The 23,641-nt window shown below is 71.5% G+C and carries 23 protein-coding genes; 11 read left to right on the top strand and 12 right to left on the bottom strand.

Annotated elements, in window-relative coordinates; all coding sequences use genetic code 11:
- Nucleotides 1–6: 6 nt before the first annotated feature.
- The 8 genes from O9K63_RS11205 to O9K63_RS11170 form a co-directional block, all read right to left on the bottom strand.
- Entirely contained in the window at nt 7–1,308 is a 1,302-nt protein-coding gene (locus tag O9K63_RS11205) for an L-lactate MFS transporter (RefSeq protein WP_277237875.1), read from the bottom strand.
- Nucleotides 1,309–1,351: 43 nt separating this feature from the next.
- Entirely contained in the window at nt 1,352–2,491 is a 1,140-nt protein-coding gene (nrfD, locus tag O9K63_RS11200; protein ID WP_277237873.1) for an NrfD/PsrC family molybdoenzyme membrane anchor subunit, read from the bottom strand.
- Complete coding sequence (locus tag O9K63_RS11195) at nt 2,488–3,600, bottom strand: 4Fe-4S dicluster domain-containing protein (protein WP_277237871.1); 1,113 nt, start codon at nt 3,598–3,600, stop codon at nt 2,488–2,490. Before O9K63_RS11195 ends, nrfD begins: the two co-directional genes overlap by 4 nt.
- The gene (gene fdh / locus O9K63_RS11190) at nt 3,600–6,962 is read right to left on the bottom strand and encodes a formate dehydrogenase (RefSeq protein ID WP_277237870.1); all 3,363 of its coding nucleotides are present in this window, start codon (nt 6,960–6,962) and stop codon (nt 3,600–3,602) included. The genes O9K63_RS11195 and fdh overlap by 1 nt, the downstream gene beginning before the upstream one ends.
- 99 nt (nt 6,963–7,061) lie before the next feature.
- Nucleotides 7,062–8,609, bottom strand: a complete 1,548-nt coding sequence (locus tag O9K63_RS11185; RefSeq protein ID WP_277237868.1) for an SDR family NAD(P)-dependent oxidoreductase — start codon at nt 8,607–8,609, stop codon at nt 7,062–7,064.
- 99 nt (nt 8,610–8,708) lie between these two features.
- Nucleotides 8,709–9,902 (bottom strand): integrase core domain-containing protein, encoded by a 1,194-nt coding sequence (locus O9K63_RS11180; protein WP_277237866.1) that lies wholly within the window; start codon nt 9,900–9,902, stop codon nt 8,709–8,711.
- A 126-nt stretch (nt 9,903–10,028) separates the two neighbouring features.
- Nucleotides 10,029–10,796, bottom strand: coding sequence for an HpcH/HpaI aldolase family protein (locus O9K63_RS11175; protein ID WP_277237864.1), 768 nt, complete (start codon nt 10,794–10,796; stop codon nt 10,029–10,031).
- A gap of 112 nt (nt 10,797–10,908) precedes the next feature.
- Complete coding sequence (locus O9K63_RS11170; RefSeq protein ID WP_277237862.1) at nt 10,909–11,379, bottom strand: nucleoside deaminase; 471 nt, start codon at nt 11,377–11,379, stop codon at nt 10,909–10,911.
- A gap of 34 nt (nt 11,380–11,413) precedes the next feature.
- On the opposite strand from O9K63_RS11170, the gene O9K63_RS11165 reads away from it, so the two are divergent.
- The gene (locus O9K63_RS11165) at nt 11,414–12,088 is read left to right on the top strand and encodes an HAD family hydrolase (protein WP_277237860.1); all 675 of its coding nucleotides are present in this window, start codon (nt 11,414–11,416) and stop codon (nt 12,086–12,088) included.
- Nucleotides 12,089–12,101: 13 nt separating this feature from the next.
- Here O9K63_RS11165 and O9K63_RS11160 read toward each other — a convergent pair whose 3' ends face one another.
- Nucleotides 12,102–12,890 (bottom strand): PIG-L family deacetylase, encoded by a 789-nt coding sequence (locus O9K63_RS11160; RefSeq protein ID WP_277237858.1) that lies wholly within the window; start codon nt 12,888–12,890, stop codon nt 12,102–12,104.
- Nucleotides 12,891–12,988: 98 nt separating this feature from the next.
- On the opposite strand from O9K63_RS11160, the gene O9K63_RS11155 reads away from it, so the two are divergent.
- Nucleotides 12,989–13,831, top strand: a complete 843-nt coding sequence (locus O9K63_RS11155) for a maleylpyruvate isomerase N-terminal domain-containing protein (protein ID WP_277237857.1) — start codon at nt 12,989–12,991, stop codon at nt 13,829–13,831.
- Here the strand turns inward: O9K63_RS11155 and O9K63_RS11150 are convergent.
- Entirely contained in the window at nt 13,824–14,948 is a 1,125-nt protein-coding gene (locus O9K63_RS11150) for a sterol desaturase family protein (protein WP_277237855.1), read from the bottom strand. The genes O9K63_RS11155 and O9K63_RS11150 overlap by 8 nt on opposite strands.
- Nucleotides 14,949–15,040: 92 nt before the next feature.
- Between O9K63_RS11150 and O9K63_RS11145 the strand changes: the two genes are divergently transcribed.
- From O9K63_RS11145 to O9K63_RS11130, 4 genes are all read left to right on the top strand, one after another.
- Complete coding sequence (locus O9K63_RS11145) at nt 15,041–15,637, top strand: TetR/AcrR family transcriptional regulator (RefSeq protein WP_277237853.1); 597 nt, start codon at nt 15,041–15,043, stop codon at nt 15,635–15,637.
- 25 nt (nt 15,638–15,662) lie between these two features.
- Nucleotides 15,663–16,238: a TIGR00730 family Rossman fold protein gene (locus O9K63_RS11140; RefSeq protein ID WP_277237851.1), complete on the top strand. Its 576-nt coding sequence runs from the start codon at nt 15,663–15,665 to the stop codon at nt 16,236–16,238.
- Nucleotides 16,239–16,340: 102 nt separating this feature from the next.
- On the top strand, nt 16,341–17,744 hold the full coding sequence (fumC, locus tag O9K63_RS11135) for a class II fumarate hydratase (RefSeq protein ID WP_277237849.1): 1,404 nt from the start codon (nt 16,341–16,343) through the stop codon (nt 17,742–17,744).
- Between the two features lie 2 nt (nt 17,745–17,746).
- Complete coding sequence (locus O9K63_RS11130) at nt 17,747–18,112, top strand: hypothetical protein (RefSeq protein ID WP_277237847.1); 366 nt, start codon at nt 17,747–17,749, stop codon at nt 18,110–18,112.
- Here the strand turns inward: O9K63_RS11130 and O9K63_RS11125 are convergent.
- On the bottom strand, nt 18,064–18,483 hold the full coding sequence (locus tag O9K63_RS11125) for a tetratricopeptide repeat protein (protein WP_277237845.1): 420 nt from the start codon (nt 18,481–18,483) through the stop codon (nt 18,064–18,066). The genes O9K63_RS11130 and O9K63_RS11125 overlap by 49 nt on opposite strands.
- Nucleotides 18,484–18,563: 80 nt before the next feature.
- Complete coding sequence (locus O9K63_RS11120; RefSeq protein WP_277237843.1) at nt 18,564–19,115, bottom strand: nucleosidase; 552 nt, start codon at nt 19,113–19,115, stop codon at nt 18,564–18,566.
- A gap of 37 nt (nt 19,116–19,152) precedes the next feature.
- On the opposite strand from O9K63_RS11120, the gene O9K63_RS11115 reads away from it, so the two are divergent.
- The 5 genes from O9K63_RS11115 to O9K63_RS11095 all read left to right on the top strand — a co-directional run bounded on the left by O9K63_RS11115 (nt 19,153) and on the right by O9K63_RS11095 (nt 23,614).
- A complete protein-coding gene (locus tag O9K63_RS11115) occupies nt 19,153–20,655 on the top strand; it encodes an amidohydrolase (protein ID WP_277237841.1) in 1,503 nt (500 codons plus the stop codon).
- A gap of 108 nt (nt 20,656–20,763) precedes the next feature.
- Nucleotides 20,764–21,579, top strand: coding sequence for a DUF4397 domain-containing protein (locus O9K63_RS11110; protein ID WP_277237839.1), 816 nt, complete (start codon nt 20,764–20,766; stop codon nt 21,577–21,579).
- Between the two features lies 1 nt (nt 21,580).
- On the top strand, nt 21,581–22,309 hold the full coding sequence (locus O9K63_RS11105) for a class F sortase (RefSeq protein WP_277237838.1): 729 nt from the start codon (nt 21,581–21,583) through the stop codon (nt 22,307–22,309).
- Nucleotides 22,299–22,835 carry an RNA polymerase sigma factor gene (locus O9K63_RS11100; protein ID WP_277237836.1) on the top strand — a complete coding sequence of 179 codons (537 nt, stop codon included), beginning with the start codon at nt 22,299–22,301 and terminating at the stop codon, nt 22,833–22,835. The genes O9K63_RS11105 and O9K63_RS11100 overlap by 11 nt, the downstream gene beginning before the upstream one ends.
- Nucleotides 22,832–23,614, top strand: a complete 783-nt coding sequence (locus O9K63_RS11095; RefSeq protein WP_277237834.1) for an anti-sigma factor — start codon at nt 22,832–22,834, stop codon at nt 23,612–23,614. Before O9K63_RS11100 ends, O9K63_RS11095 begins: the two co-directional genes overlap by 4 nt.
- The last annotated feature ends 27 nt before the right edge of the window (nt 23,615–23,641 follow it).

Raw genomic sequence — 23,641 nt, 5'->3', positions numbered from 1 at the left:
GTGCTGTCAGCGCCGCGCCTTCGGCGGGCGCGCGATGATCGGGATGATCACGCCGACCAGCGCGATGATGCCCATCACCGTGAAGCCGAGCGTGTAGCGCCCGTCGGGCCCGATCAGCCAGGAGATGAGCAGCGGGCCGACGATGCCACCGATGGACCACCCGATGAGCATCAGCCCGTAGATACCGCCGGAGTGCTTCAGACCGAAGAAGTCGCCGGCCGTGGCGGGCATGGTGCCGAAGGCGCCTCCGTAGCAGGTGTAGATGATCGCGGCCAGGATGTAGAAGAGCACCACGTTGCCGACGTGCGGGAGCGCGAGCAGCGCCAGACCCTGCAGGCCCAGGATGCCGACGAAGGCCGGCCTGCGGCCGATCTTGTCCGAGGCCGCCGCCCAGACGATCCGACCGGCACCGTTGAAGAGACCCATGATGCCGACGAGGGTCGCGGCCGCCGCGACGCTGAAGCCGGCCACGCTCGTCGCGGCGTCGGCGGCGACCGAGATCAGCGAGATGCCCGCGGTGACCGAGACGGTGAGGATGAGGGTGAGCAGGTACCACTGCGGCGTGCTCAGGGCCTCCTGCTGGGTGAAGTCGCGAGCGGCCTTCTTGGCCTGCTCCTCCTTGTTCGGGTCGTCCTGCCCGTTGGCTTTGGCCGCGCCGGGCGCGACGTAGTCCGCCGGTGGGTTCTTGAAGACGGAGGCGCCGAGGAGCCCGAAGACCAGATAGGCGCCGCCGAGCCAGAGGAAGGCCTTGGTCGGCTCGGCCTGGTAGCCCTCCATGCCGGAGATGAGCCGGTTCATCATCGGCGAGGTGATCACCGCGCCGAAGCCGAACCCGCCGACGGCGACACCGGTGATCAGACCACGCTTGTCCGGGAACCACTTCTGCAGCATCGCGATCGGCACGATGTAGGCGAGCCCGAGGCCGAAGCCGCCGAGCACGCCATACCCGAGGATGAGCAGCCACAGGTCGGAGGTGTCACGCGCGAAGCCGGCGAGGATGATGCCGATCGAGTAGAGGACCACACCGGAGAGCGCGACGACGCGCGGGCCCTTGCGGTCTTGGATCCGACCGCCGAGGAAGGTGCCGAGGAAGAGCATCCCGATGGCCACCTCGAAGGGGATGGCCGTCTGCACCTTCGTCAGGTCGAAGGCCGACTGCTCATCGTTCAGGGCGCGGCCCATGGTGCTCCACGCGTACACGGCGCCGATCGTCAGCTGGACGAGGACACCACCCGCCAGGACGATCCAGCGGTTGCCGGCGCGACTGGACGTGGACTCGGACTCGTGCGTGGTTCCGACCGTACTCATGGGACCTCCCACTGCTCGGGTGCTGCGACCTGGTTCTGCGGACCTACCTGACCGTGACCGCGCTGTCGTGGACGACGCCCCGGCTGCGGCGCTCCTCCAACCGGTCCTTCTGGAGCCGGACCGTGTACTGGGGGTCCTTGGCGGACTCGATGCCCGCCTCGACGATGCCCGCACGGGTGAGGGCGGATGCGGTGGTCAGCGCGGCGCCCGCGGCGAGCGCCGCCAGCCGGCTGCGTCCGGCCAGCAGGGTCCCCACGCCGCCGGCGATGGTGAGCGCCCTGGCCAGCCGCAGCTTGCCCGCGCCCTTGCCGGAGGTGAGCGGCTCGTCGATGTGCAGCTGTGCGAGGTGCTCCTCGAGCCGGTGCATCGCCAGGAGCTCGGTCCCCACACCGAGCAGCGCGAGCCTGCGGGCCGGGCCGGTGTGGCCGGCCGGAGCGAGCAGCATCTGCACCCCACCGGAGGCCAGTGCGGCGGAGCCGACGAAGACGAAGGGCAGCTGCCGTCGGCTCTCGTGCCACACCGGGTGGGCGGTGTCGGACAGGAGCACGGAGGTGTAGGCCGCCAGGGGCGCTCCCAGCAGGGCTTGGCCGACCGTGGCGGGGGCCGTCAACGGGGCGAGGACCCGCGCGAGGGAGCGAAGGGGGCCGCGCGCCGGCAGCATGCCGAGCACCTCGGTCGCGGTGGTCACCCCGGCGAAGGCCGAGTAACCGGACAGGATCCACGTGCCGACCGACATCGGGGAGGTCAGCTTGACCGTGCGCAGCATGTTGAGGAAGCGCTCCGGACGACCGAGGTCGGCGACGAGCGCCACGCCGCTCAGCCCGACGGTGACCATCGAGGTCAGCCGCGAGTTGCGGCGCAGCAGCTCGTTGCCGGTGGCCGCCGCGCCCGCGGCGATGATCCCCGACGTGCCGGCGATGCCACCGACGAAGAGGTAGGCGGAGATGCGGTGGTCCCACGGCACCGGCTTGACCACCGGCTGCCCGTAGTAGCTGGAGAACTCGGCGTCGGGGACGGCCGGCGCCTCGCGCTGGCCCCCGCCCTCGCGGTTCATCCAGCTGCGGCGGGCCCCCTTCGCCACCTCGCGGGTGGCACCGCTGACGGCGCCACGCACGCCCGAGGCGCGCCGGCGCCGACGTCCGGTCTCCGGGGGGCGGTAGCTGTCAAAAGGGGAGGTGGTCACGACTTGCTCCCGATGAAGGCGAGCGCGGCGGCGCCCAGCAGGCCGAGGCCGGCGACTCCCGCGGTGCGGAACATCTCGGGCAGCTTCGCGGTGGGGACGACCGGGTCCGGCGGCAGGCCGTAGACCTCCGGCTCGTCGAGCAGGAGGAAGACCGAGCCGGTCCCGCCGACGCCGTCGTCCTCGTTGGCCCCGTACAGCCGGGCCTCGGTGAAGCCCTGCTCGTGCAGCTGGACGACCCGCTCCTTCGCAGAGGCGACCATGTCCTCGTGCGCGCCGAACTTGATCGAGGTCGTCGGGCAAGTCTGGGCGCACGCCGGTGTCTGGTCGTGCGCGAGGCGGTCGTAGCAGAGCGTGCACTTCTGGGCGACGCCGACGTTGGGCACGTGGGCGTCCGCGGTCACGCTGACGCTGTCGTCGGTGCGTCGCTCGATGACGCCGAAGGGGCACGCCCCGACGCAGTAGCCGCAGCCGTTGCAGATGTCGTCCTGGACGACGACGGTGCCGTGCTCGGAGCGGAAGAGCGAGCCGGTGGGGCAGACGTCGAGGCAACCCGCGTGGGTGCAGTGCTTGCACACGTCGGAGGACATCAGCCAGCGGAACTCGGGCACGGGGCCGACGATGGGGACACCGTCCACGGTGAGTCCGTAGTCCCCGGTGCCGCCGGCCTCGACGTTCGCCTTCTCGTCGAGCATGTCCGACAGCGCGGGGCCGTGCCCCTCGATCGGCGCCGGCAGCGTGCCGTACCCGGCCGGCTGCGCGCCGGCGGGCTCGGGCGCCGGCTCGGGTGTCCCGATGCTCGGCATCCCCAGGTCCACGAGGCGCTTGCCGGACTCGCGGGCGGCCTGGATGCGGTCCTGGCTCTGCTCCACGAAGGCGACGTGGCGCCATGTGCTCGCGCCGAGGTCACCGGTGTTGTCGTAGGAGTTGCCGCTGATGGTCAGACCGTCCAGCGGGATGCCGTTCCACTCCTTGCACGCCACCTCGCAGGCCTTGCAGCCGATGCAGATCGAGGTGTCGGTGAAGAAGCCCTTGCGGCTGGGCGCGTCCTGCCACCCGGCGTCCTCCGCCGGGTTGGTCCGCCCGGCGAGCTGGCGGTCGAGGTACCCCATCACTGGTCTCCTTCCATCGGATCCTGCTTCCGGGAGGCGGCACGGCGCTCGCGGATCTCGGGGGAGACCTCGTTGACGCGCTCATTGCTCGTCTCGACGGTCGTGCCCGCCCGTGACTGGTACTCCGCGACGAGCCGCAACAGCTCCTCGCCGCGTGGCCGGCGCCCGGGTCGGATGTCGCACGAGCCGACCTTCGACTCCTGGATCTGCACGTTGGGGTCGAGCACCACGCCGAGCAGGTCGTTGGCGCCGTCACCCTCCACGACGGCGTCACGGCCGACGCCCCAGTGGTAGGGCAACCCGATCTGGTGGACGGTGCGGCCCTTGATCGTCAGCGGCGTCATCCGCTCGGTCACGAGCACCCGGGCCTCGATCGCGCTGCGCGCGGAGATGATCGTCGCCCAATCGCCGTGGACCAGGCCCTGCTGCTCGGCCAGCTCGGGGGAGACCTCGCAGAACATCTCCGGCTGCAGCTCCGACAGGTACGGCAGCCACCGACTCATGCCGCCGGCGGTGTGGTGCTCGGTCAACCGGTAGGTGGTGAAGACGAAGGGGTAGACCTCCGCTCCGGGGTCGGTGCCGGAGGGGCTCCACAGGTTGTCCTTGCGCGGGTAGACCAGACGGCTCGGGTTGCTCTGCTGGGTGTAGAGCGGGTTGGCGACGGGTGACTCCTGCGCCTCGTAGTGCGTCGGGAGCGGCCCGTCGACCATGCCCTTGGGCGCGAAGAGCCAGCCCTTGCCGTCGGACTGCATGATGAACGGGTCGTCACCGGCCAGTCCCCCCGGACCGCTGTCGTCCGGGCCGGGACGGAACGACGGCGCCCGGTCGACGGGGAAGTCGGGGACGTCCTTGCCGACCCACTTCCCCTCTGCCTCGTCCCACCAGACGTATTTCTTCCGCTCGCTCCACGGCTTGCCCTCCGGGTCCGCGGAGGCGCGGTTGTAGAGGATCCGCCGGTTCATCGGCCAGGCCCAGCCCCACTCCTTGGCGACCTCGTCCTGCTCCTGGCCCGGCACGCGGTTGGCCGACTTGTTGACCCCGCCGGCGAAGACGCCCGTGTAGATCCAGCACCCACCGGCGGTGGAACCGTCGGGCCTCATGTCGGCGAACTTGTCGAGCAGCTGCCCGGCCTTCTCCCCGGTGAGGTGGTAGCCGTTGATCTCCTTCAGGACGGCCTCGGCGTCGGTCTCCCCGTGCTCGTCCTTGGGGTAGTCCCAGGTGAGGTCGAGCAGCGGACGGTCGCGCTCGTCGGTCGACCCGGCGAGGCGCTCGCGGATGCGCACCCCGAGCTCGTGGAAGAACTCCAGCTCGCTCTGTGCGTCGCCCGGCGGCTGCACCGCCTGGTGGTGCCACTGGAGCATGCGCTGGGTCTGGGTGAAGGTGCCCGACTTCTCCACGTGGGTGGCGGCGGGGAAGAAGAAGACCTCGGTGTCGATGTCCTCCGTCCGCAGCTCACCGGTGGCGATCTCGGGGGAGTCCTTCCAGAAGGTCGCCGACTCGAGCAGCTGGAAGTCGCGCACGACGACCCACTTCAGGTGGGTCATCGCCATCCGCTGCATCTTGCCGTGGGCGGACCCGACGGCGGGGTTCTGCCCGACGACGAAGTAGCCCTCGACCTCGTCGTCGAGCATCGCCATGACCGACTGGTAGGTCCCGTGGGCGCCCGTCAGCCGGGGCAGGTAGTCGTAGCAGAAGTCGTTCTCCGGCTGCGCGGCGTCGCCCCACCACGCCTTGAGCAGGCTCGCCGTGTAGCTGTTGGCCTCGGTCCAGAAGCCCTTCTGCTGTGGTCTGGCGATGCTGGCCAGGTAGTCCTCGAGGGTGTCGTGCTGACCGACCATGGGCATCGGCAGATATCCCGGCAGGATGTTGAAGAGCGTCGGGATGTCGGTCGAGCCCTGGATGCTCGCGTGCCCACGCAGGGCCATGATCCCGCCACCGGGGCGGCCCACGTTGCCCATGAGCAGCTGGAGGATCGCCGCGGTGCGGATGAACTGGGCACCGAGGCTGTGCTGGGTCCAGCCCAGGGCGTAGGCGAAGCACGTCGTGCGCTCACGTCCGGAGTTGGCGGTCAGTGCGTCGGCGATCTCGTGGAACTGCTCCACCGGGATGCCGCAGACGTCCGCGACCATCTCCGGCGTGTAGCGCTGGTAGTGCCGCTTGAGCAGCTGGAAGACCGTGCGCGGGTGCTGCAGGGTCTCGTCACGAGTGACGGAGCCGTTCTCCAGCGTCGGCCCCGCACCGCCGTGCTGGTCACCGGCTGCCCGCGACGCCTTCGTCCCGCCGTGCTCGGACTCGGGTCCACCGACCTTGTCGCCCGGATCGGACTCGCTCGGCGGCTCCGACCCCTCTTCGTAGCCCCACGAGGTCATGTCGTACTTGCCGGTCTCCGGGTCGTACCCGGAGAAGACGCCGTCGAGGTCCTCGGTGTCGCGGAAGTCCTCGCTGACGAGCGTCGCTGCGTTGGTGTAGCTGACGACGTAGTCGTGGAAGTACAGGTCGTTGCTCAGGACGTGGTTGATCAGCGCACCGAGCAGGACGACGTCCGTGCCCGCCCGGATCGCGGCGTGCGTGTCCGCGATCGCCGACGTGCGGGTGAACCGGGGGTCGACGTGGATGATCCGCGCCCCCCGGGCCTTGGCCTCGGAGACCCACTGGAAGCCCACCGGGTGGCACTCGGCCATGTTGGAGCCCTGGATGATGATGCAGTCCGAGTTGGCCATGTCCTGCAGGTACTGCGTGGCGCCGCCTCGGCCGAACGAGGATCCCAGACTGGGAACCGTTGCGCTGTGTCAAATACGGGCCTGGTTCTCGATCTGGATCGCCCCGGAAGCCGTGAACAGCTTCTTCATGAGGTAGTTCTCCTCGTTGTCGAGGGTGGCTCCCCCGAGCGAGGCGATCCCCATGGTCCGACGCAGGCGTCGTCCCTTGTCGTCGAACTCCTGCCACTTGTTGGCCCGGGCCTCGAGGTACCGGTCGGCGACCATGTCGATGGCCTCGTCCCGGTCGAGCCGCTGCCACTCCGAGGCGCCGGGCGCGCGGTAGAGGACGTGCGTCTGGCGGGAGGGGGAGTTGACGAGCTGCTCGCTCGCCGCGCCCTTGGGGCACAGCCGCCCACGGCTCACCGGTGAGTCCGGATCCCCCTCGATCTGCACGACCTTCTCGTCCTTGACGAAGACCCGCTGCCCGCAGCCGACGGCGCAGTAGGGGCACACGCTCTGCACGACGCGGTCGGCGGTCGTGGTGCGCGCCTCGACCTCACGGGTCCGGCGCGAGGTGACCGCGTTGCCGCGGCCGAGGAAGTCTCCGGAGGCCAGCTGCCGCAGCACGGGCCAGCCCAAGAACGTCGAATCCTTCGGGGCCATGGCCACCGCTCCCTTCGTCCGCAGGTGTGACTGTCCTCACCGTAGCCCTCTTTGTTCCCCGTTGTGGGCGGGACCAAACAAAACCGTTGTACCACCACCTCACCAGGGGTGGGGCTCGTAGTCCTTGAGGAAGACGCCGTGGAGGTCCTCGCCGCGCTCGCCGCGCACGATCGGGTCGTAGACGCGGGCGGCTCCGTCGACGAGGTCCAGCGGTGCGTGCCAGCCCTCCTCGGCGATCGCCAGCTTCTCGTGGTGGGGTCGCTCGTCGGTGATCCAGCCGGTGTCGACGGCCGTCATGAGGATCCGGTCGCTCGTGTACATCTCGCCCGCGGAGGTGCGGGTGAGCATGTTGAGCGAGGCCTTGGCCATGTTGGTGTGCGGGTGGCCGGCGCCCTTGTACCGGCGGGAGAACTGCCCCTCCATCGCCGAGACGTTGACGACGTAGGCCCGGGCGGTGTCCCTGTGGGCGAGCTGCTCCCGCCGCCGCTCGACGGCCGCCCGCATCGCCGGGCGCAGGCGGGAGACGAGGAGGAAGGGCGCGACCGAGTTGCACATCTGCACCTCGAGCAGCTCGAGGGGGTCGACCTCGTCGACGGTCTGCTTCCACGAGTTGGTCGTGACGACGTCCGGCAGCAGCCCGCCGGCGTCGACGGCGGTGCCGGCCCGGTGCGCCTCGAGGCTGGCGCCACCGGCCTGCAGGGCCAGACGCGTCATGTCCGCCGCCGACCGGGCGGCGACGTCCGCGTGCGGCACCGGGTGCTCGCCCAGCGTGCCGACGAGCGCGGCGGGGTGGGCCTCACTGACCCGGTCGAAGGAGAGCATCGTCGGGCTGGGGCCACCGCTCGGCAGCGGCTGCGACTCGCCCTCGACGAGGTGGGAGTACGCGCCGGGGGAGCGGCGCACCGTCTGGCAGGCGTTGTTGATCAGGATGTCGAGCGGCCCTGCGGCAGCGACCTCGTCGGCCAGGGCGACCACCTGGGTCGGGTCACGCAGGTCGATCCCGACGATGGTCAGCCGCTCGATCCACTCGGGGGAGTCGGCGAGCTCCGCGAACCGCCGCGCCGCGTCCCGCGGGAAACGGGTCGTGATCGTCAGGTCCGCGCCGTCGCGCAGCAGGCGCAGGGCGATGTACATCCCGATCTTGGCGCGACCGCCGGTGAGCAGCGCGCGGCGCCCGCGCAGGTCGGTGCCCTGGTCGCGGCGGGTGTGGCTCGCGGCAGCGCAGTCGGGACACAACCAGTGGTAGAAGCTGTCGACGAGGGTGTACTTCTCGTGGCAGACGTAGCAGCCGCGGGGGATCTGCAGCTCGCCGGCGAAGCGGCGTCCGCCGGCCACGGACGAGGTGAGGGTGACCCCCTTCGTCTCGTCGTCGATGCGCATCGGCGAGCCGGTCGCCGTCGCCTCGAGCACCGCGGTGTCGTGGGCGACCTTCGGCGCCCGCTCGGCCCGGCGCGCCTCGCGTCGGCGGGCCTTGCGCACGCGGTTGTACATCGTCCCTGCCGCGCGCTTGACCGTGGCGACGTCCTCGTGGCCCGCGGGTAGCTCGTGGAGCATCCCGAGGACGCGAAGGGTGGTGGCCAGGTCGTCGGGGTCGACACCCGGCCGGTCCGTGGGTTCGGTCACGGGGGACGAGCGTAGACGGCCCATCAGCCCCTCGCTGCCGCCGGGTCGATGTATTCGGGCGTGCCTGAAGGCGTGTCCTGTGAAGGGACATGTCGGACAGTCGTGAAGGGACATGTCTGACAGTCAGGGGCGTGCTTCGACTCGATAGTACGTGCGGCCGGTTTTGGGCGTGGTGATCTTGTCCGGGTCGAGTTGGATGTGTCCCAGGATGCGTTCTTCGTGGAAGAGGACGGCGTGGTCCTGGTCGATGAGGTAGTGCAGGGTCGCGCCGGCCCAGGCGACGCCGAGGCTGACCCGGGCTCCGGGCAGGTCGAAGTACCCGGCCGGGGGCAGAGTGACCTCACGCACGAACTGGCGTTCCTTGAGCTGCTCAGGGTCTGGAAGGGCCTTGTCGGTGGCTGCGTAGCGCCGCGCGGGCGTGCTTCCGGCGATGCCCTGGTGCGGGCGTTCGGTGTTGAAGATCAGGTCGTAGGCATCGAGCAGGCGTTGCAGCTCGGGTAGGTCCGTGGCGCGCTCACGCGCTCTGAGCCACTGCTCCAGCGTCTGCCACTCGCGTTCCTTCTTGCCGTTGGTCTGCGGGTGCTTGGGGCTGGAGTTGATCATCCCGACCCCGATGCGGTGCAGGCGAGCCTCCAGGATGGAGTAGCCCCCGCCCTTGATCAGCCGGGCGGTGAAGGCCGTGCTGTTGTCGCACTGGATGAACGCCGGCTTTGCGTGGCGGTCCATAGCGGCGACCATGCATTTCCAGGTGTCCTCGCCCGTTTCGGCGCTGGCGGCGCGTGAGGCCATCAGCATGCGGGAGTGGTCGTCCTGGAAGCGCAGCACGACGCCCTTGCCCTCGGTGAGCTTGACCTCGTGCCCGTCCAGCTGCCACACCCCGTTGGGTTTCATCGCCTCGAAGCGGCGGTAGCTGGACTTGGGCCGCTTGGACGGTGTCGGCTCGGTGCGCCCGTGGTCGGTCAGGATCTTGTGGCAGGTGCGCGCCGAGGGGACCTCCACGCCCGCCAGGGTGAGCCAATCGTGCACCGACATGGCCCCGCCGTCCCAGCCCTCTGCAACCAGCTCGTCGTGCTTGTCGAGCACCGCCGCGACCGTGTCAGCGTCCGTGGCCCTGGGCGAGTTGTTCGGCCGCCTCGAGCGCGGGACCAAACCTTGAACGCCCTCTTCGCGCATCCGGCGCCGATACCGGTAGTACGTATCCCGCGAGATGCCCTGCTGCTTGCACAGCTCGCTCACCGAGGTCCCCGAGGCATCCTCCAAGACAGCGTGAGCACCGACCGCCAACCGAACTTCCACCGAGACCGCCTGCTGACTCATGCAGCCCATCTTCCGGGCCGCTACCGAGCCCCCGGTTGTCAGCGATGTCTCTTCACATACCTGTCAGGCATGTCCCTTCAAATCACACGTGCCTGAAGGCGCCGGAATACATCGACCCAGCCGGGGTCAGGTCAGGTCGAGCACCCGCTCGGCGCCCAGGGCCACGAGCGCGATGTCGGTGGCGACGGCGACGCGGTCGATGCCCAGGGCGCGCAGCGCGGGGACCCGTGAGGGGTCGCCGGCGAAGGCCGCGACGTCGCTGCCGTTGCGCCGGGCCGCGGCGAGGATGCGCGGCACCGGGCCGGTCGGGGAGTCGTCGGCGAGCAGCTCGTCGACGCTCACCCCCAGGGAGAGCGACAGGTCGACGGGGCCGAGGAAGAGCAGGCCCACCCCGTCGAGAGCGGCGATCTCCTCGACCGCCTCGAGCGCGCCGGCGGTCTCGATCATCACCGCGCACTGCACGTGGGCGTTCGCCCGCTCGGCGTCCGGGGCGTAGCCGTCCCACATCGGGGTGAGCGGACCCCAGCTGCGCTCGCCGAGCGGGGGGTAGAAGGTCGCGCGGACCCCTGCCTGCGCGTCGTCGACCGAGGTCACCGAGGGGATGACCACCCCGGCGGCCCCGGCGTCGAGCGAGGCGCCGATCCACGAGTGGTCGACCCCGGGGACGCGCACGACGAAGTTGGTCCCGACGTCACCGAGCGCACGGCCGAGGTCGACCAGTGCGGAGCGGTCGATGGCGCCGTGCTGGGCGTCGAGCGCGATCCAGTCGAATCCCGACCGGGCCAGTCGCCGGGCCAGGTCCACGTCGCTGCCCATGAGCCACAGGCCGCGCGAGGCCGGCCCGATGGCCGGCGGGGGTGGTGGCTCCGGTGCGGACGAGGATGTGGCGTACATGCGTGACCTCCCGTGTCGAGCCCACTCTAGGCAGGTGGCCCTCGCCGCCGTCGGGTCGATGTATTCGGGCGCGTCAGCACGCGCCCGAATACATCGACCCAGCGAGGAGGCGTCAAACCCGGCGGGCGTGCAGCGCACGCACCTGCCGGGCGAGCTCCTCGTCCGGGCCGTCGACGACGGCGCCGGGGACGATCGTCGTGATCGGGATCGTCGCGACCGGGGCGGGCGGCAGGCCCAGCTCGTCCGCCCACTGCGCCAGCTGCGCGGAGCTGCTCGCGTAGACGATGCGCCCCAGGCCGACCCAGCCGTGGGCGGCGGCGCACATCGGGCAGTGCTCGCCGGAGGTGTAGACGGTGGCCGCCGCGCGCTCCTGCGGGGTCAGGTGCTGCGCCGCCCACCGGGCGATGGCGAACTCGGGGTGCTGGGTGTGGTCACCGCCCGAGACCCGGTTGCGGTCCTCGAGGCGGACGATGCCGTCGGCGGTGACCAGGAGGGATCCGAAGGGCTCGTCGTGGGCGTCGAGCGCCTCCTCCGCCAGCTCCACGGCCCGCAGCAGGTGTCGTCGGTCGGTCGGGTCGATCATGGGGCCATCGTGGCAGTGACGGAGACTTGGGTGCATGACCTCCTCCGCCGCCGTGCTCGAGCGCACCTTCGACGCCGTGATCTTCGACAACGACGGCACGCTCGTCGACTCCAGCGCCTCCGTCGAGCGCTCGTGGGTGCGCTGGGCGCGCGAGCACGGGATCGACCCGGAGCGGTTGCGCGGCTTCCACGGGATGCCGGCGGCGGCCATCATCGAGCAGGTCGGCCCGCACCTCGAAGCGCGGGACGCGCTCGCGCGGATCGAGGAGCTCGAGATCGCCGACGTCACCGGCATCGTTGCCCTGCCCGGCGTCCTCGAGGCGATCGCGGTGCTGTCCGGGGCCGAGCCCCCCACCCCCTTCGCCATCGCCACCTCCGCGACGCGGGCGCTCGCGGAGACCCGCCTCGCGGCGGCGGGGATCGACGTGCCGGCCGGCTTCGTGACCGTCGAGGACGTCGAGCGGGGCAAGCCGCACCCGGACCCGTTCCTGCTCGCGGCCGAGCGTCTGGGTGTCGACCCCGCGCGCGCCCTGGTGTGCGAGGACGCGCCGAGCGGGATCGATGCCGCCAGGGCGGCCGGGTGCACCGTGCTCGCGGTGACGACGACGACCACCACGAACGAGCTGGCCCGGGCCGACCTGGTGGTCGGGTCCCTCGCGGACGTCGCCTTCGCCGCCGTGGACGGTCGGGTCCGGGTCGCTCTGCGCTGACGCTGGGCGGGGGTCAGGCGAAGGGGAGGCTGCTCGCCATCCCCGGTGGTCGCCCCGGCTCCGCGTAGTGCTCGGTGCCGAAGGCCTCGGCATACACCTCCGGCGGCATGGCCAGCATCTGCTGGACGTCGACCTGGGAGGCGTGGCAGGTGAGGGCGGCCCGCTTGTCCGCGATCACCTCGGTGACGTCGACCGCGTGGTGGATCTCGCTCTGCGGCAGTCCGATGAGGTTGCCGTCGTCCATCGGCGCGTCCGCGTCGAAGCCCGGGTCGAGACCCATCTCCCGGGCTGCCGCGAGCTGCTCGCGCAGGCGGTCCCGGTTCATCGTGTTCTCCAGGACCCGGGGGCGGCGGGCGGCCAGCTCCGCGGCGCGGTGGGCGACGTGGTGGACCTTCACGTGGTCGGGGTGGCCGTAGCCGCCGTGCCAGTCGTAGCCGACGAGGATGTCCGCGTCCTCCTCGTCGAGGACCGCCGCGACCCGCCCGGCAGCCTCGTCGAGGTCGGCCCCGTGGAAGGAGGTCGCGTGGGCGTTCTGCTCCCACCCGCTCATCCCCGAGTCGGTGTAGCCGAGCCACTCCACCCGGGCCGCGCCGGTGATCCGGGCCGAGGCCATCGCCTCGGTGCGGCGGTGGTCGGCGAGGGACCTCCCTTCGGCCAGATCCGGAGGCACGGTGCCGTGCTCGCCGAAGGTCGCGTAGACGAGGACGACGCGGTGCCCGGCCCGGGAGGTGAGGATCATCGACCCGGCCGTGCCGCTCGCCTCGTCATCGGGATGCGCGTGCAGGAAGACGGTGGTGGTCACCCACACGATTCTGCCGTGTGCGAAGGGGGGACGCGTCCCCTTTTCGTGTGGTTCCCGCTACGCCACGCACCGAGGGGGAACAGTGGAAGAGTCGTCCCATGAAGCCCCATCCGGAACGGCACTGGCTGCCGATGGACACCTACCTCGCAGCGATCGAGCGGGAGACACGACGCTTCCGGGAGGTGCTCGTCGACCTGCCCGAGGGCACGCCGGTCCCGAGCTGCCCCGGCTGGGACGTCGACGACCTGCTGTGGCACCTCGGCGGAGGGGACGTCCAGCACTTCTGGGCGTGGATCGTCGCCAACCGTCCGGAGGGGCCGGAGGACTACCCGCAGCCGGAGCGCCCCGCGGACCGCCACGGGATCGTCGCCGCCCTCGACCGTGCCCACGACGACCTCGTGCGGCGCCTGCGCAATGCGGACCCGGCGGACGGGTGCTGGTCGTGGGCGTCGGACACCAGCCTCCACACGGTTGCCTTCACGATGCGCCGGCAGGCGCACGAGGCGCTCATCCACCGGGTCGACGCGGAGCTCGCGGCCGGCGCCCGGACCCCGCTGGACCCGCAGCTGGCGACCGACGGTGTCGTCGAGTGCCTCGAGGTGATGTACGGGGGGCTGCCGTCGTGGGGACGTTTCGCCGACGACGGCACCCGGGTCGCCGTCGACATCACCGACACCGGCCACCGGGTCGTCCTCGCCCTGGGCCGCTTCACCGGTCACGACCCGGCCACGCAGGAGGACCACGACCTCGACGACGTGCAGGTGCTCGGCCACGACCACACCAGCGCACGGGACGACTCCTTCCATGCGCGCGTCATCGGCACTGCCGAGGAGCTCGACCTGTGGCTGTGGCACCGCAACGGCCGCGCCGAGCCGGAGCTCGACGGGTCGGAGGAGGTCGTGGGGCGGCTGCGGGCGATCCTCGCCCAACCGATCAGCTGATCCGGGCGCGACCCGGCTCGTATGCCCACCCCGGCCCGCGCAGCAGGTACCCGTACCGCTCCCGCCACGTCCCGGCACCCGCGATGTCCGCCGCGATCGAGCGCCACTCGTGCGTCGCGATCACGGCCGGGTCGAGGGTCTCGATGTTCCGCGTGAGCCCGTAGCGCACCGGCTCGACCTCCGGCTCGAAGGTCCCGAAGAGCTTGTCCCACAGGATGAGGATCGAGCCGTGGTTGATGTCGAGGTACTGCCGCTGGCTGCCGTGGTGGGCGCGGTGGTGGCTCGGGGTGTTGAGCACCTTCTCCAGCCATCCGATGGAGCGGATCGCCTCGGTGTGGATCCAGAACTGGTAGATGAGGTTGATCGCCCGCGCGTCCTCGATGTACCGCGGCGGGATCCCGGCCAGGGCGAGGGCGCCGAACGGAACCGCCATCGTGAAGGCCTCGGCCACCGGTTGGCGCAGCGCCGTGGACAGGTTGTAGCGCTCACTGCTGTGGTGGACGACGTGGACGGCCCACAGCCAGCGCGACTCGTGGGAGAGGCGGTGGTTCCAGTAGTAGAGGAAGTCCCACGCGGCGATCGCGGCCAGATAGGTCACCGCCCCGCGCTGCGCCGAGACCGGCGTCAGCCGGCCCAGCCGCGTCGCGCTCGTCTGCAGCGACCACACCGAGGCGGCCGCGATGGCCGTCGAGCCCACGGCGGCCACGGCCGCCCCCGAGGTCATCAGCCGGAGCGCGTCGACCCGTGAGCGCACGGTCGTCGGCGTCGGCTGCGAGGGGAGCGTGCCGGCCTCCGGCAGGTCGCCCCCGTGCTCGCGGCGTCGGCGCAGGACGTCCCCGACCGTGGTGACCACCCCTGCCACGGCACCGACCGCGAGGAGGGTGGTGCCCCCCTTCGTCCGGCCGGGAGCGAGCCGGCGGACCATCGGGCCGGCGACGAAGGGGGCGAGCAGGCTCCCCACGCCCATCGTCAGGGAGGCGATGGTGTCGCCCAGCTCGTAGTCGCCGGCGCGGCTCGTCCCGGGCGGAGCGGGATTGCGGCGCTGCCACCAGAGCTCGGCGCCCATCGCCCCGACGAAGGCCGGGATCGCCAGGACGGTGAGGTCAGGTCGTGCCATGGACGACTCCTGTGTCGTGCGGTGCGCGGATGAACTGACCATAGAGTCAGTTCCGGTCGGTGACAAGATGTGGCCGAGCACAGGAGGAGCGGATGGGCGAGATCGGGACGAAGGGCGTCGCCCGCGCCGAGCGCAGGCGGCAGCTCGTGCACGGGGCCGTCGAGGAGCTGGGGCGGCGGGGCTACGCCAGCGCCTCGATGGCCGACGTCGCCGAGCGAGCCGGCGTCTCGAAGTCCATGGTGCACAACGTCTTCGGCTCCAAGGCCGACCTCGCCGCGGCCTGCCTCGAGGAGGTGGGGCCCGGGCTCATCGTCTCGATCGCCGCGGCGCAGACGGCGGACGACCCGGGCCGGCGCGCGCAGGAGACCTTCACGGCGATCTTCGGCGCCATGGCCGAGCACCGGCACGCCTGGGCCCTGATCAAGGACGACACCCTGCCCGAGGGGTCGCCCGCCGCCGCTCTCGCGGCCGACTACCGCAGGCAGTTGCGCACCATGGGGACGGTCGGCACGCGTGACGTCCTGGCCGCCGCGGGGCTCGAGGACCCGCTCGACCACGACCTGCTCGACCGGATCTGGGAGTCGATCGTCGAGGAGACGGTGCGGTGGTGGCAGGACCACGAGGAGCACTCGGCGCAGGACATGGCGGCGCGACTCACCCGGCTGCTGTCCGTCGTCACGCTGCGATGACCTCCGCGCCCCGTATCGTCATCGGGTGATCAAGCGACTGACGTGCTTCACCGGCTCCACCACCGGCAACGACCCCAAGTGGGTCGACCTCGCCCACGCGGTCGGGGCCGACCTCGCCGGACGCGGCATCGGCGTCGTCTACGGCGGCGGGGGGAGCGGTCTCATGGGTGCGCTCGCCCAGGGCGCGCTGGAGCGCGGTGGTGAGGTCATCGGGGTCATCCCGGAGTTCATGATCGACCGCGAGTGGGGAAGGGGGGGCCTCACCGAGGTCCACGTCGTCGCCTCCATGCACGAGCGCAAGGCGCTCATGGCCGACCTCACGAGTGCCTTCCTCGCCCTGCCGGGGGGCATGGGCACACTCGAGGAGATCTTCGAGGTGTGGACGTGGCGCCAGATCGGGCTGCTCGACAAGCCCGTGGGCTTCCTCGACGCCGACGGCTTCTGGACGCCGCTGCTGGACACGCTCCGCGGGATCGCCGACGCCGGGTTCATGTCCGCGGCCAGCCTGGCGGAGATCGTCGTGGAGGCGGACCTCGACTCGGCCCTCGCGGGCCTCGAGGCGCGCGGGAGCGGCACGCGCATGCTCACCGCTCGCACCTGACGGAGGTGCGAGCGCCCGCCTCCGGGAATCCGCGTGGCCGGGCGTGCACCACGCCGCAGGGCTCGCTCGGGACGCCGGGGGCGGCCGAGTAGCGTGTGCCGCATGACTGAGACGCGTGCGGAGAAGGACAGCATGGGCACCATCGAGGTGCCCGCGGACAAGTACTGGGGCGCGCAGACGCAGCGCTCGCTGGGCAATTTCGACATCGGTCGTGACACCTTCGTCTGGGGCCGCTCGATGGTCCGCGCGCTCGGCACGCTGAAGAAGTCGACCGCCCTGGCCAACGCCGAGCTCGGCGAGCTGCCGCAGGAGGTCGCCGACCTGGTCACGCAGGCCGCGGACGAGGTCATCAGGGGTGACCTGGACGAGCACTTCCCGCTCGTGGTCTTCCAGACCGGCTCGGGCACGCAGTCCAACATGAACTCCAACGAGGTCATCTCCAACCGCGCCATCGAGATCGCCGGCGGCGAGATGGGCAGCAAGGCGCCGGTCCACCCCAACGACCACGTCAACCGAGGCCAGTCGAGCAACGACACCTTCCCGACGGCGATGCACATCGCGATCGTCCTCGACCTCAACGAGCGCCTGTACCCCTCGGTGAAGCAGCTGCGCGACACCTTCGCCGCGAAGGCGAGGCAGTACGACGACGTCGTCATGGTCGGCCGCACCCACCTGCAGGACGCCACCCCGGTCACCCTCGGCCAGGTCATCGGGGGCTGGGTCGCCCAGATGGACTTCGCGCTCGATGCCGTGCGGCACGCCGACGAGCGGGCCCGGGAGCTGGCCATCGGCGGCACGGCGGTCGGCACCGGCCTGAACGCCCACCCGCAGTTCGGCGACCTCACCGCGAGGAAGATCAGCGAGGAGACCGGCTACGACTTCACCCAGGCGGAGAACCTCTTCGCCAGCCTCTCGGCGCACGACGCGCTCGTCGAGGTCTCCGCCTCCCTGCGCACCCTCGCGGGCGCGTTGATGAAGATCGCCAACGACGTGCGCTGGTACGCCTCCGGCCCCCGCAACGGCATCGGCGAGCTGGCGATCCCGGAGAACGAGCCGGGCTCCTCGATCATGCCGGGCAAGGTCAACCCGACCCAGGCGGAGGCGATCACGATGGTCGCCACGCGGGTCTTCGGCAACGACGCGACGGTCGGCTTCGCGGGCAGCCAGGGCAACTTCCAGCTCAACGTCTACAAGCCGGTCATGGCGCACGCGGTCCTCGAGTCGATCCGGCTGATCGCCGACTCCTGCGTCTCCTTCGACACCAACTGCGCGGTGGGCATCGAGCCGGTCACCGAGGTCATCGAGGGCAACCTCGAGCGCAACCTCATGGTCGTCACGGCTCTCAACCGCCACATCGGCTACGACAAGGCCGCGGCCATCGCCAAGAAGGCGCACAAGGAGGGCATGAGCCTGCGCGAGGCGGCCATCGCCTCCGGGGACATCAGCGGCGAGGACTTCGACGCGTGGGTGGTGCCGGCCGACATGACCCACCCGAGCGCGGGCTGACCATGCCGATCGGGAACCGGGGTCCCGGTCGACGCACGGCCGCGCGCCGGGAGGAGCCGCACCTCAGCGGCCTCGTCGACAAGGACCCCGTCCCGCCGCTCGTCACCGGCACGGTCGTGCTCGGGGTCCTCGCGGCCCTGGGCATCTTCGCCACCGGATGGCTGCCGTGGGCGATGTGGCCACCGGCGGGGGAGGACGTCACCGGCCTGCTCATCGCGAGCCTCGTCGCCGCGCTCGTCGGATGGACCTCGCTCGCCTACGGGATCGTCATCACCGCGGCGAAGATCGACGACCTCCGCGAGATGCTGCGCGCGCGCTCTCAGGAGCCGGGATCGGTGACCTCGGCGGACCCGGACGACGTCGCGTAACCACCGAGCAGCTCAGCCAGGCGAAGGGGGCCCCGCGCCTCGTCGGGTCGCCCCGCCCGCTGCAGGGTGCGGCCGAGCAGCAGATGGGCGTAGGGGTCGTCCGGGGCCTCGTGGAGGACCCGGCGGGCCGCGGACTCCGCGCGGGAGAGCTGCGCGGAGTGGAAGTAGGCGCGAGCGAGCAGCAGGTGCACCTCGGCCGTGCCGTGGCCGACCGGGTCGTCGGCGTAGGACACGCTCTCCTGCTCGGCGCGGGCGGCAGCCACGTCGGTGAAGAAGTCCTCCAGCTCGCGCGCGGCCGCGAGGTACTCGGCCTCGGCGAAGAACGCCTTCGCCCGCTCGTACCGCTCGTAGCCGTGGATGGGGGTGCTCATGTCCCGGGAAACGTCGGCGACGGCCGAACTCTTCCCGGCCGGGGGCCGGGACCCGAACCGAGCAGCCCGGACGTTGCTCGTCACCGCCCGAGGAAGTCCTCCAGCCAGCGGGCGAGCTCACGGGCGCAACCGTCGACGGCCGCCGACCAGTCGTGGGCGGTCTCGTCGGCGTTGTCGCTGACCATCTTCACGAGGTGCACGGGCACCCCGAGCTCGGTGCAGGCGAGGGCGATCGCATAGCCCTCCATGTCGACGAGGCCGGCCCGCTCGGCGAGGGCATCGCGCACCGCGGGGTCGGTGACGAAGAGGTCGCCGCTCGCGAGCACCGTCTCGTGCTCGCCGGGCAGCTCGATGACCTCGCGCGGGTCGAGCCCGAGCTGTCGGATCGGCTCGGCGGACAGGTCGTGGTTGACGACCGTCCCGATCTCGTGGAGACCAGTGACGTCCCGGCGCAACGCCCCGGCGGTGCCGACGTTGACGACGGTGAGCTCCTCCCTTCGCGGGTGCTCGCAGATCGCCCGGGTCACGGCCACCGCCGCGAGGGTCTTGCCGACCCCCGTGACCAGGACCTCCACGTCCTCGGGGACGTGGGCGGCCTCGGCCTCGATGGCCGCGACGACGAGAAGGTGCATGCCCGGAGGGTATCGGCAGCGCCGTACAGTTTCGAGCATGGCCCCTCAGGACCCGCACGCCCTCCTCACGGGCGTGAGACTCCACCCCGGCAGCGACCCCGTCGACATCCGCGTCCGCGACGGCGTCATCGCCGAGATCGCCCCCCGTCTGGGCCGTTCCGGCGCCCAGGTCCACGACGGCGGAGGCGCCCTCGTCGTCCCCGGGCTCTGGGACGCCCATGTGCACTTCGGGCAGTGGGCGGCCATGACCCGGCGCGTCGACGTCTCCGACGCCTCCGGTCCCGAGGAGGTCACCGCACGGATCGCGCGGCACATCGCCGAGACCGACCTCGAGCCCGGCGCGGTCGTGCAGGGATTCGGCTGGCGGATCACCGACTGGGACCGGCTGCCGACGACTGCCGAGCTCGACGCGGTCGCCGGTGACCACCCCGTCGTCCTCATCTCCGGGGACTGCCACGCCGGGTGGCTGAGCAGCGCGGCCTTCCGTGCGCTCGGCCGCCCGCACCGGCCCGGCCACCTCGACGAGGACGACTGGTTCCCGATCTACACCCACCTGAGCGACCTGCCCGAGGACCCCCGGGACGTGCACGCCTCCATCGACGCCGCCATGCGTGACGCCGCGGCCAGGGGTGTCGTCGGCATCGTCGACATGGAGTTCGAGTCGGGCCGCACCGCGTGGCCCTGGCGCACCGCCGCGGGGCTCGATCGCCTGCACGTGCGCACCTGCACCTACCCCGAGGGTCTCGAGGACGTCATCGCGGCCCGGGCACGCTCCGGCGACGTCCTCGACGAGGCCGGCATGGTCACCATGGGCCCGCTCAAGATCATCAGCGACGGCTCGCTCAACACCCGCACGGCGTGGTGCTGCGAACCCTTCCTCACCGACGCCTCGCTTGGTGACCCGCGCGGGAAGCAGAACGTCGACCGGCAGGAGCTGACCCGGCTGCTCTCCCGCGCCCACGCCCACGGCCTCGTCGGAGCCGTCCACGCCATCGGTGACGCGGCCCTGGTGGACGCCGTCGCCGCCTTCGCGGCCAGCGGTGCCCGCGGCAGCATCGAGCACGCCCAGCTCGTCCGCCGTGAGGTGCTGCCCCGGATGGCCGAGCTCGGGCTGGTCGCCAGCGTCCAGCCGGCCCACCTGCTCGACGACCGTGACTCGACCGAGGACCTCTGGCCCGACCGTCTCGAGCGGTGCTTCGCCCTGCGCTGGATGGCGGAGGCGGGGGTCCCCCTTCGTCTCGGGTCTGATGCGCCGGTCGCCCCTCTCGACCCGTGGCTGGCCATGGCCGCTGCGGTCCACCGCAGCGCCGACGAGCGGGAGCCGTGGGCGCCCGAGCAGGCGCTCACCCCGCAGGAGGCGCTCGCGGCCTCGACCGACGGGATCACCGCGATCGAGGTCGGCGGCCCGGGGGACCTCGTCCTCCTCGGGGAGGACCCCGCGCGGGAGGACCTGCACGCGACGGCGGAGCAGGCGGCCCACCTGCGGCAGATGCGCCCCCTGGCGACCTTCGTCGGGGGTCGGCTCACCCACTCGCGCTGAGTGATCCGGAAAAAAGTTTCGGCGAAGTGCATCCCTGAGGGGGGTGGGCGCAGAAGAAGCAGACAGGACGCACTCCTGCGCCCGCGACCACCAGATCAGGAGCTTGTCATGCGACTCAGCCGCCCCCTTGCCATCGCCGCCCTCACGACCGGGTTCGCCACCGTGCTCAGCGCTCCCGCGCACGCAGCCGAGGACGCCACCGTGAGCATCCTGCACGGCGTCCCCGGTGCCACCGTCGACGTCTACGCCAACGGCGACGTCCTCCTCGAGGGCTTCGAGCCCGGCACGATCACCGATCCCATGCCCCTGCCCGCAGGTGAGTACGACCTGAAGGTGACCGCCGCCGGGGCGGGTGCCGACGGTGAGGCCGTCATCGAGGCCGATGACGTGGCGGTCACCGCGGGGACGAACGTCACCGTCGCGGCGCACCTCGACGCGGACGGCGCTCCGGTGCTGACCCCCTTCGCCAACGACACGAGCGCCACCGAGCCCGGTGACGCCCGACTGACCGTGCGGCACACGGCGGCCGCGCCCGCCGTCGACGTCCGCGCCGACGGGGAGGTCGCCTTCTCCGACCTGACCAACCCGAACGAGGCCATGGCCGACGTCCCCGCCGGGAGCATCAGCGCGGACGTGGTGCTCGCCGGGACCGAGGACGTGGCGATCGGGCCGGCCGACGTCACGCTCAAGGAAGGCACCAACACGATCGTCTACGCCTGGGGCTCGGCCGAGGACGAGAACCTCCAGCTCGCGGTGCAGGAGGTCGACGGGATGCACAGCTCCCCGAGCGGGGTGCCGAGCGGTACCGGTGGACAGATGGAGACCGGCTCCTACGGCGCCGTGGGCGCAGCCGGGGCCGCCGCCCTGCTCGCCGGTGCCGCTGCGTTCGTCGTGACCCGTCGGCGGGCCACGGCCCGCGTCTGAGGTGAGCACCACCACCCGCTCGGACGGCAGGAGGGCGGCCATCATCACGGTGACCGCCCTCCTGGCGGCCCTGCTCACCCATGGCGTGTACTCGGCATCGTCACCACCCCGACTCGAGGACCCCACCGACACGACACAGGCGCTCACGCCCTCGCCGGTGGCGGTGAAGCCCCGCGAGCAGCAGGCCCCGGACGTCGCAGTCACCCCCGGGACGCGGTCCGCCGCACCGTCGACGGCCGTGGAGGCGGCGCCCACGCCCACTCGGGTGACGCTCCCGTCCCTCGACGCCTCGCTGCCAGTGCGGCCGGTCGGCGTGGACCGGCAGGACGCGATGAAGATCCCCGAGGACCCCGACACCGCGGGCTGGTACCGGTTCGGGCCGGCGCCCACCGCGGCGAGCGGCGCGAGCGTGATCGCGGCGCACACGGACACCGAGGGCGAGATCGGTCCGCTCTCGCGCCTGGCAGAGCTCGAGCGGGGCGAGCACATCCGGGTCGCCGTCGGCGACGAAGTCCTCGTGTACGCCGTCACCCGTGTCGACAACCACGCGAAGAAGGCCCTCGATCTCAATGCGCTCTTCGACCGATCCGGGCCGCCGCGACTGCACCTCGTCAGCTGTGGCGGGGAGTGGGACCCGAGCACGAGCAGCTACGAGGACAACGTCATCGCCGTGGCGATGCGCATCACCGATCCGGAGGTGCTCGCCTATGGTGGGTCAGGTGGAGGCTGACCCGCGAGCAGCGACGGCTGACGACGAGCTCCTGCGTCGCATCGCCCGCGCCGACGCCTATCGCCGCTTCGGCCCACTCGTCCACACCATCGCCCTGCGGTCCGTCGGTGAGCACCACGACGCCGAGGACATCACCCAGCAGGTCTTCGTCGCACTGTGGCGGGGAAGGGAGTCCCTGGATGCCTCCTCCGGCTCCCTCGCCGGTTGGCTCGCCACGGTCACCCGGCGTCGTTGCGCCGATCACCACGCGATCCGGGCCCGTCGTACGCGCGACGAGCAGGTCTTCAGCCGCGAGCCCGCCCGGCCGGCGCCGGACCCGTCGGATGCGACGGATCGCGTGCTGATCGCCGACGCGCTCGAGGCGCTCGGCGACCCACGGGCGACGATCATCAGGATGGCGATCCTCGAGGACCGCCGCCAGGAGGACATCGCGCACACCCTCCAGCTCCCACTCGGCACGGTGAAGAGCCACGTCCGCCGAGGATTGATGCACCTGCGCTCCCGCCTCGAGGAGGTGACGGCATGACCCACGTCCCGACGACCCCGCACGAGCACCTCACCGAGGAGCGACTCGTCGACCTCGCCCTGGGCGAGGCAGCGTCCACCGGGGAGAGTCAGCACCTGCGGGCCTGCACCGACTGCGGGCCGTTGCTCGACTCGCTGCACCGCACGATGGACGTGACGCGCGAGTCGAGCGGGATCGACCTGATCACCCCACCCGACGAGGTCTGGTCACGGATCGCGGACACGATCGCCGCTGACGAGGTCGACGCGGCGGACCGGCCACGAGCGGTCACGGACCCGAATGTGGTCCCCTTGACCTCCGCCACCGGTGCGCGATCGCGCCGCGGACGACGTCCGGCGGTGGTGTGGCTCGCCGCCGCCTGTGCCGCGGGCGTGCTCCTCGGGGCGGTCGGCAGCGTGGTCGCCGAGCGACTCGGATCCTCCGGGTCGGAGGCGGAGCGCACCGTCGCGACCGCCAAGCTCGCCACCCTGGACACGGAGGAGCAGCGTGGCTCGGCCACGGTCCACGAGCGTGGGGGGCGGCTCGTCCTCGAGGTCACGGCTCCCGGTGTCGAGGTCACCGACGGGTACGCCGAGGTGTGGTTGATCAACAGTGACGGCGAGCGCATGGTCTCGGTCGGGGTGCTCGAGGACTCGAGGTCGACGGCCTCGTTCCCCATCTCCCGCTCGCTCCTGGACAACGGGTACGTCGTCGTCGACATCTCGCGTGAGGACTTCGACGACCAGCCGCAGCACTCCGGTGACAGCTTCGTGCGGGGACCGCTGACACAGGAGTCGTGACGTCGGCGGGCACGTCCCGTCCGGACG

This window comes from Janibacter cremeus (assembly GCF_029395675.1).
Lineage (GTDB): Bacteria > Actinomycetota > Actinomycetes > Actinomycetales > Dermatophilaceae > Janibacter > Janibacter cremeus_A.
Note: the sequence above shows the minus strand (reverse complement) of the source record. Positions and strands in the feature narration are given on the sequence as shown.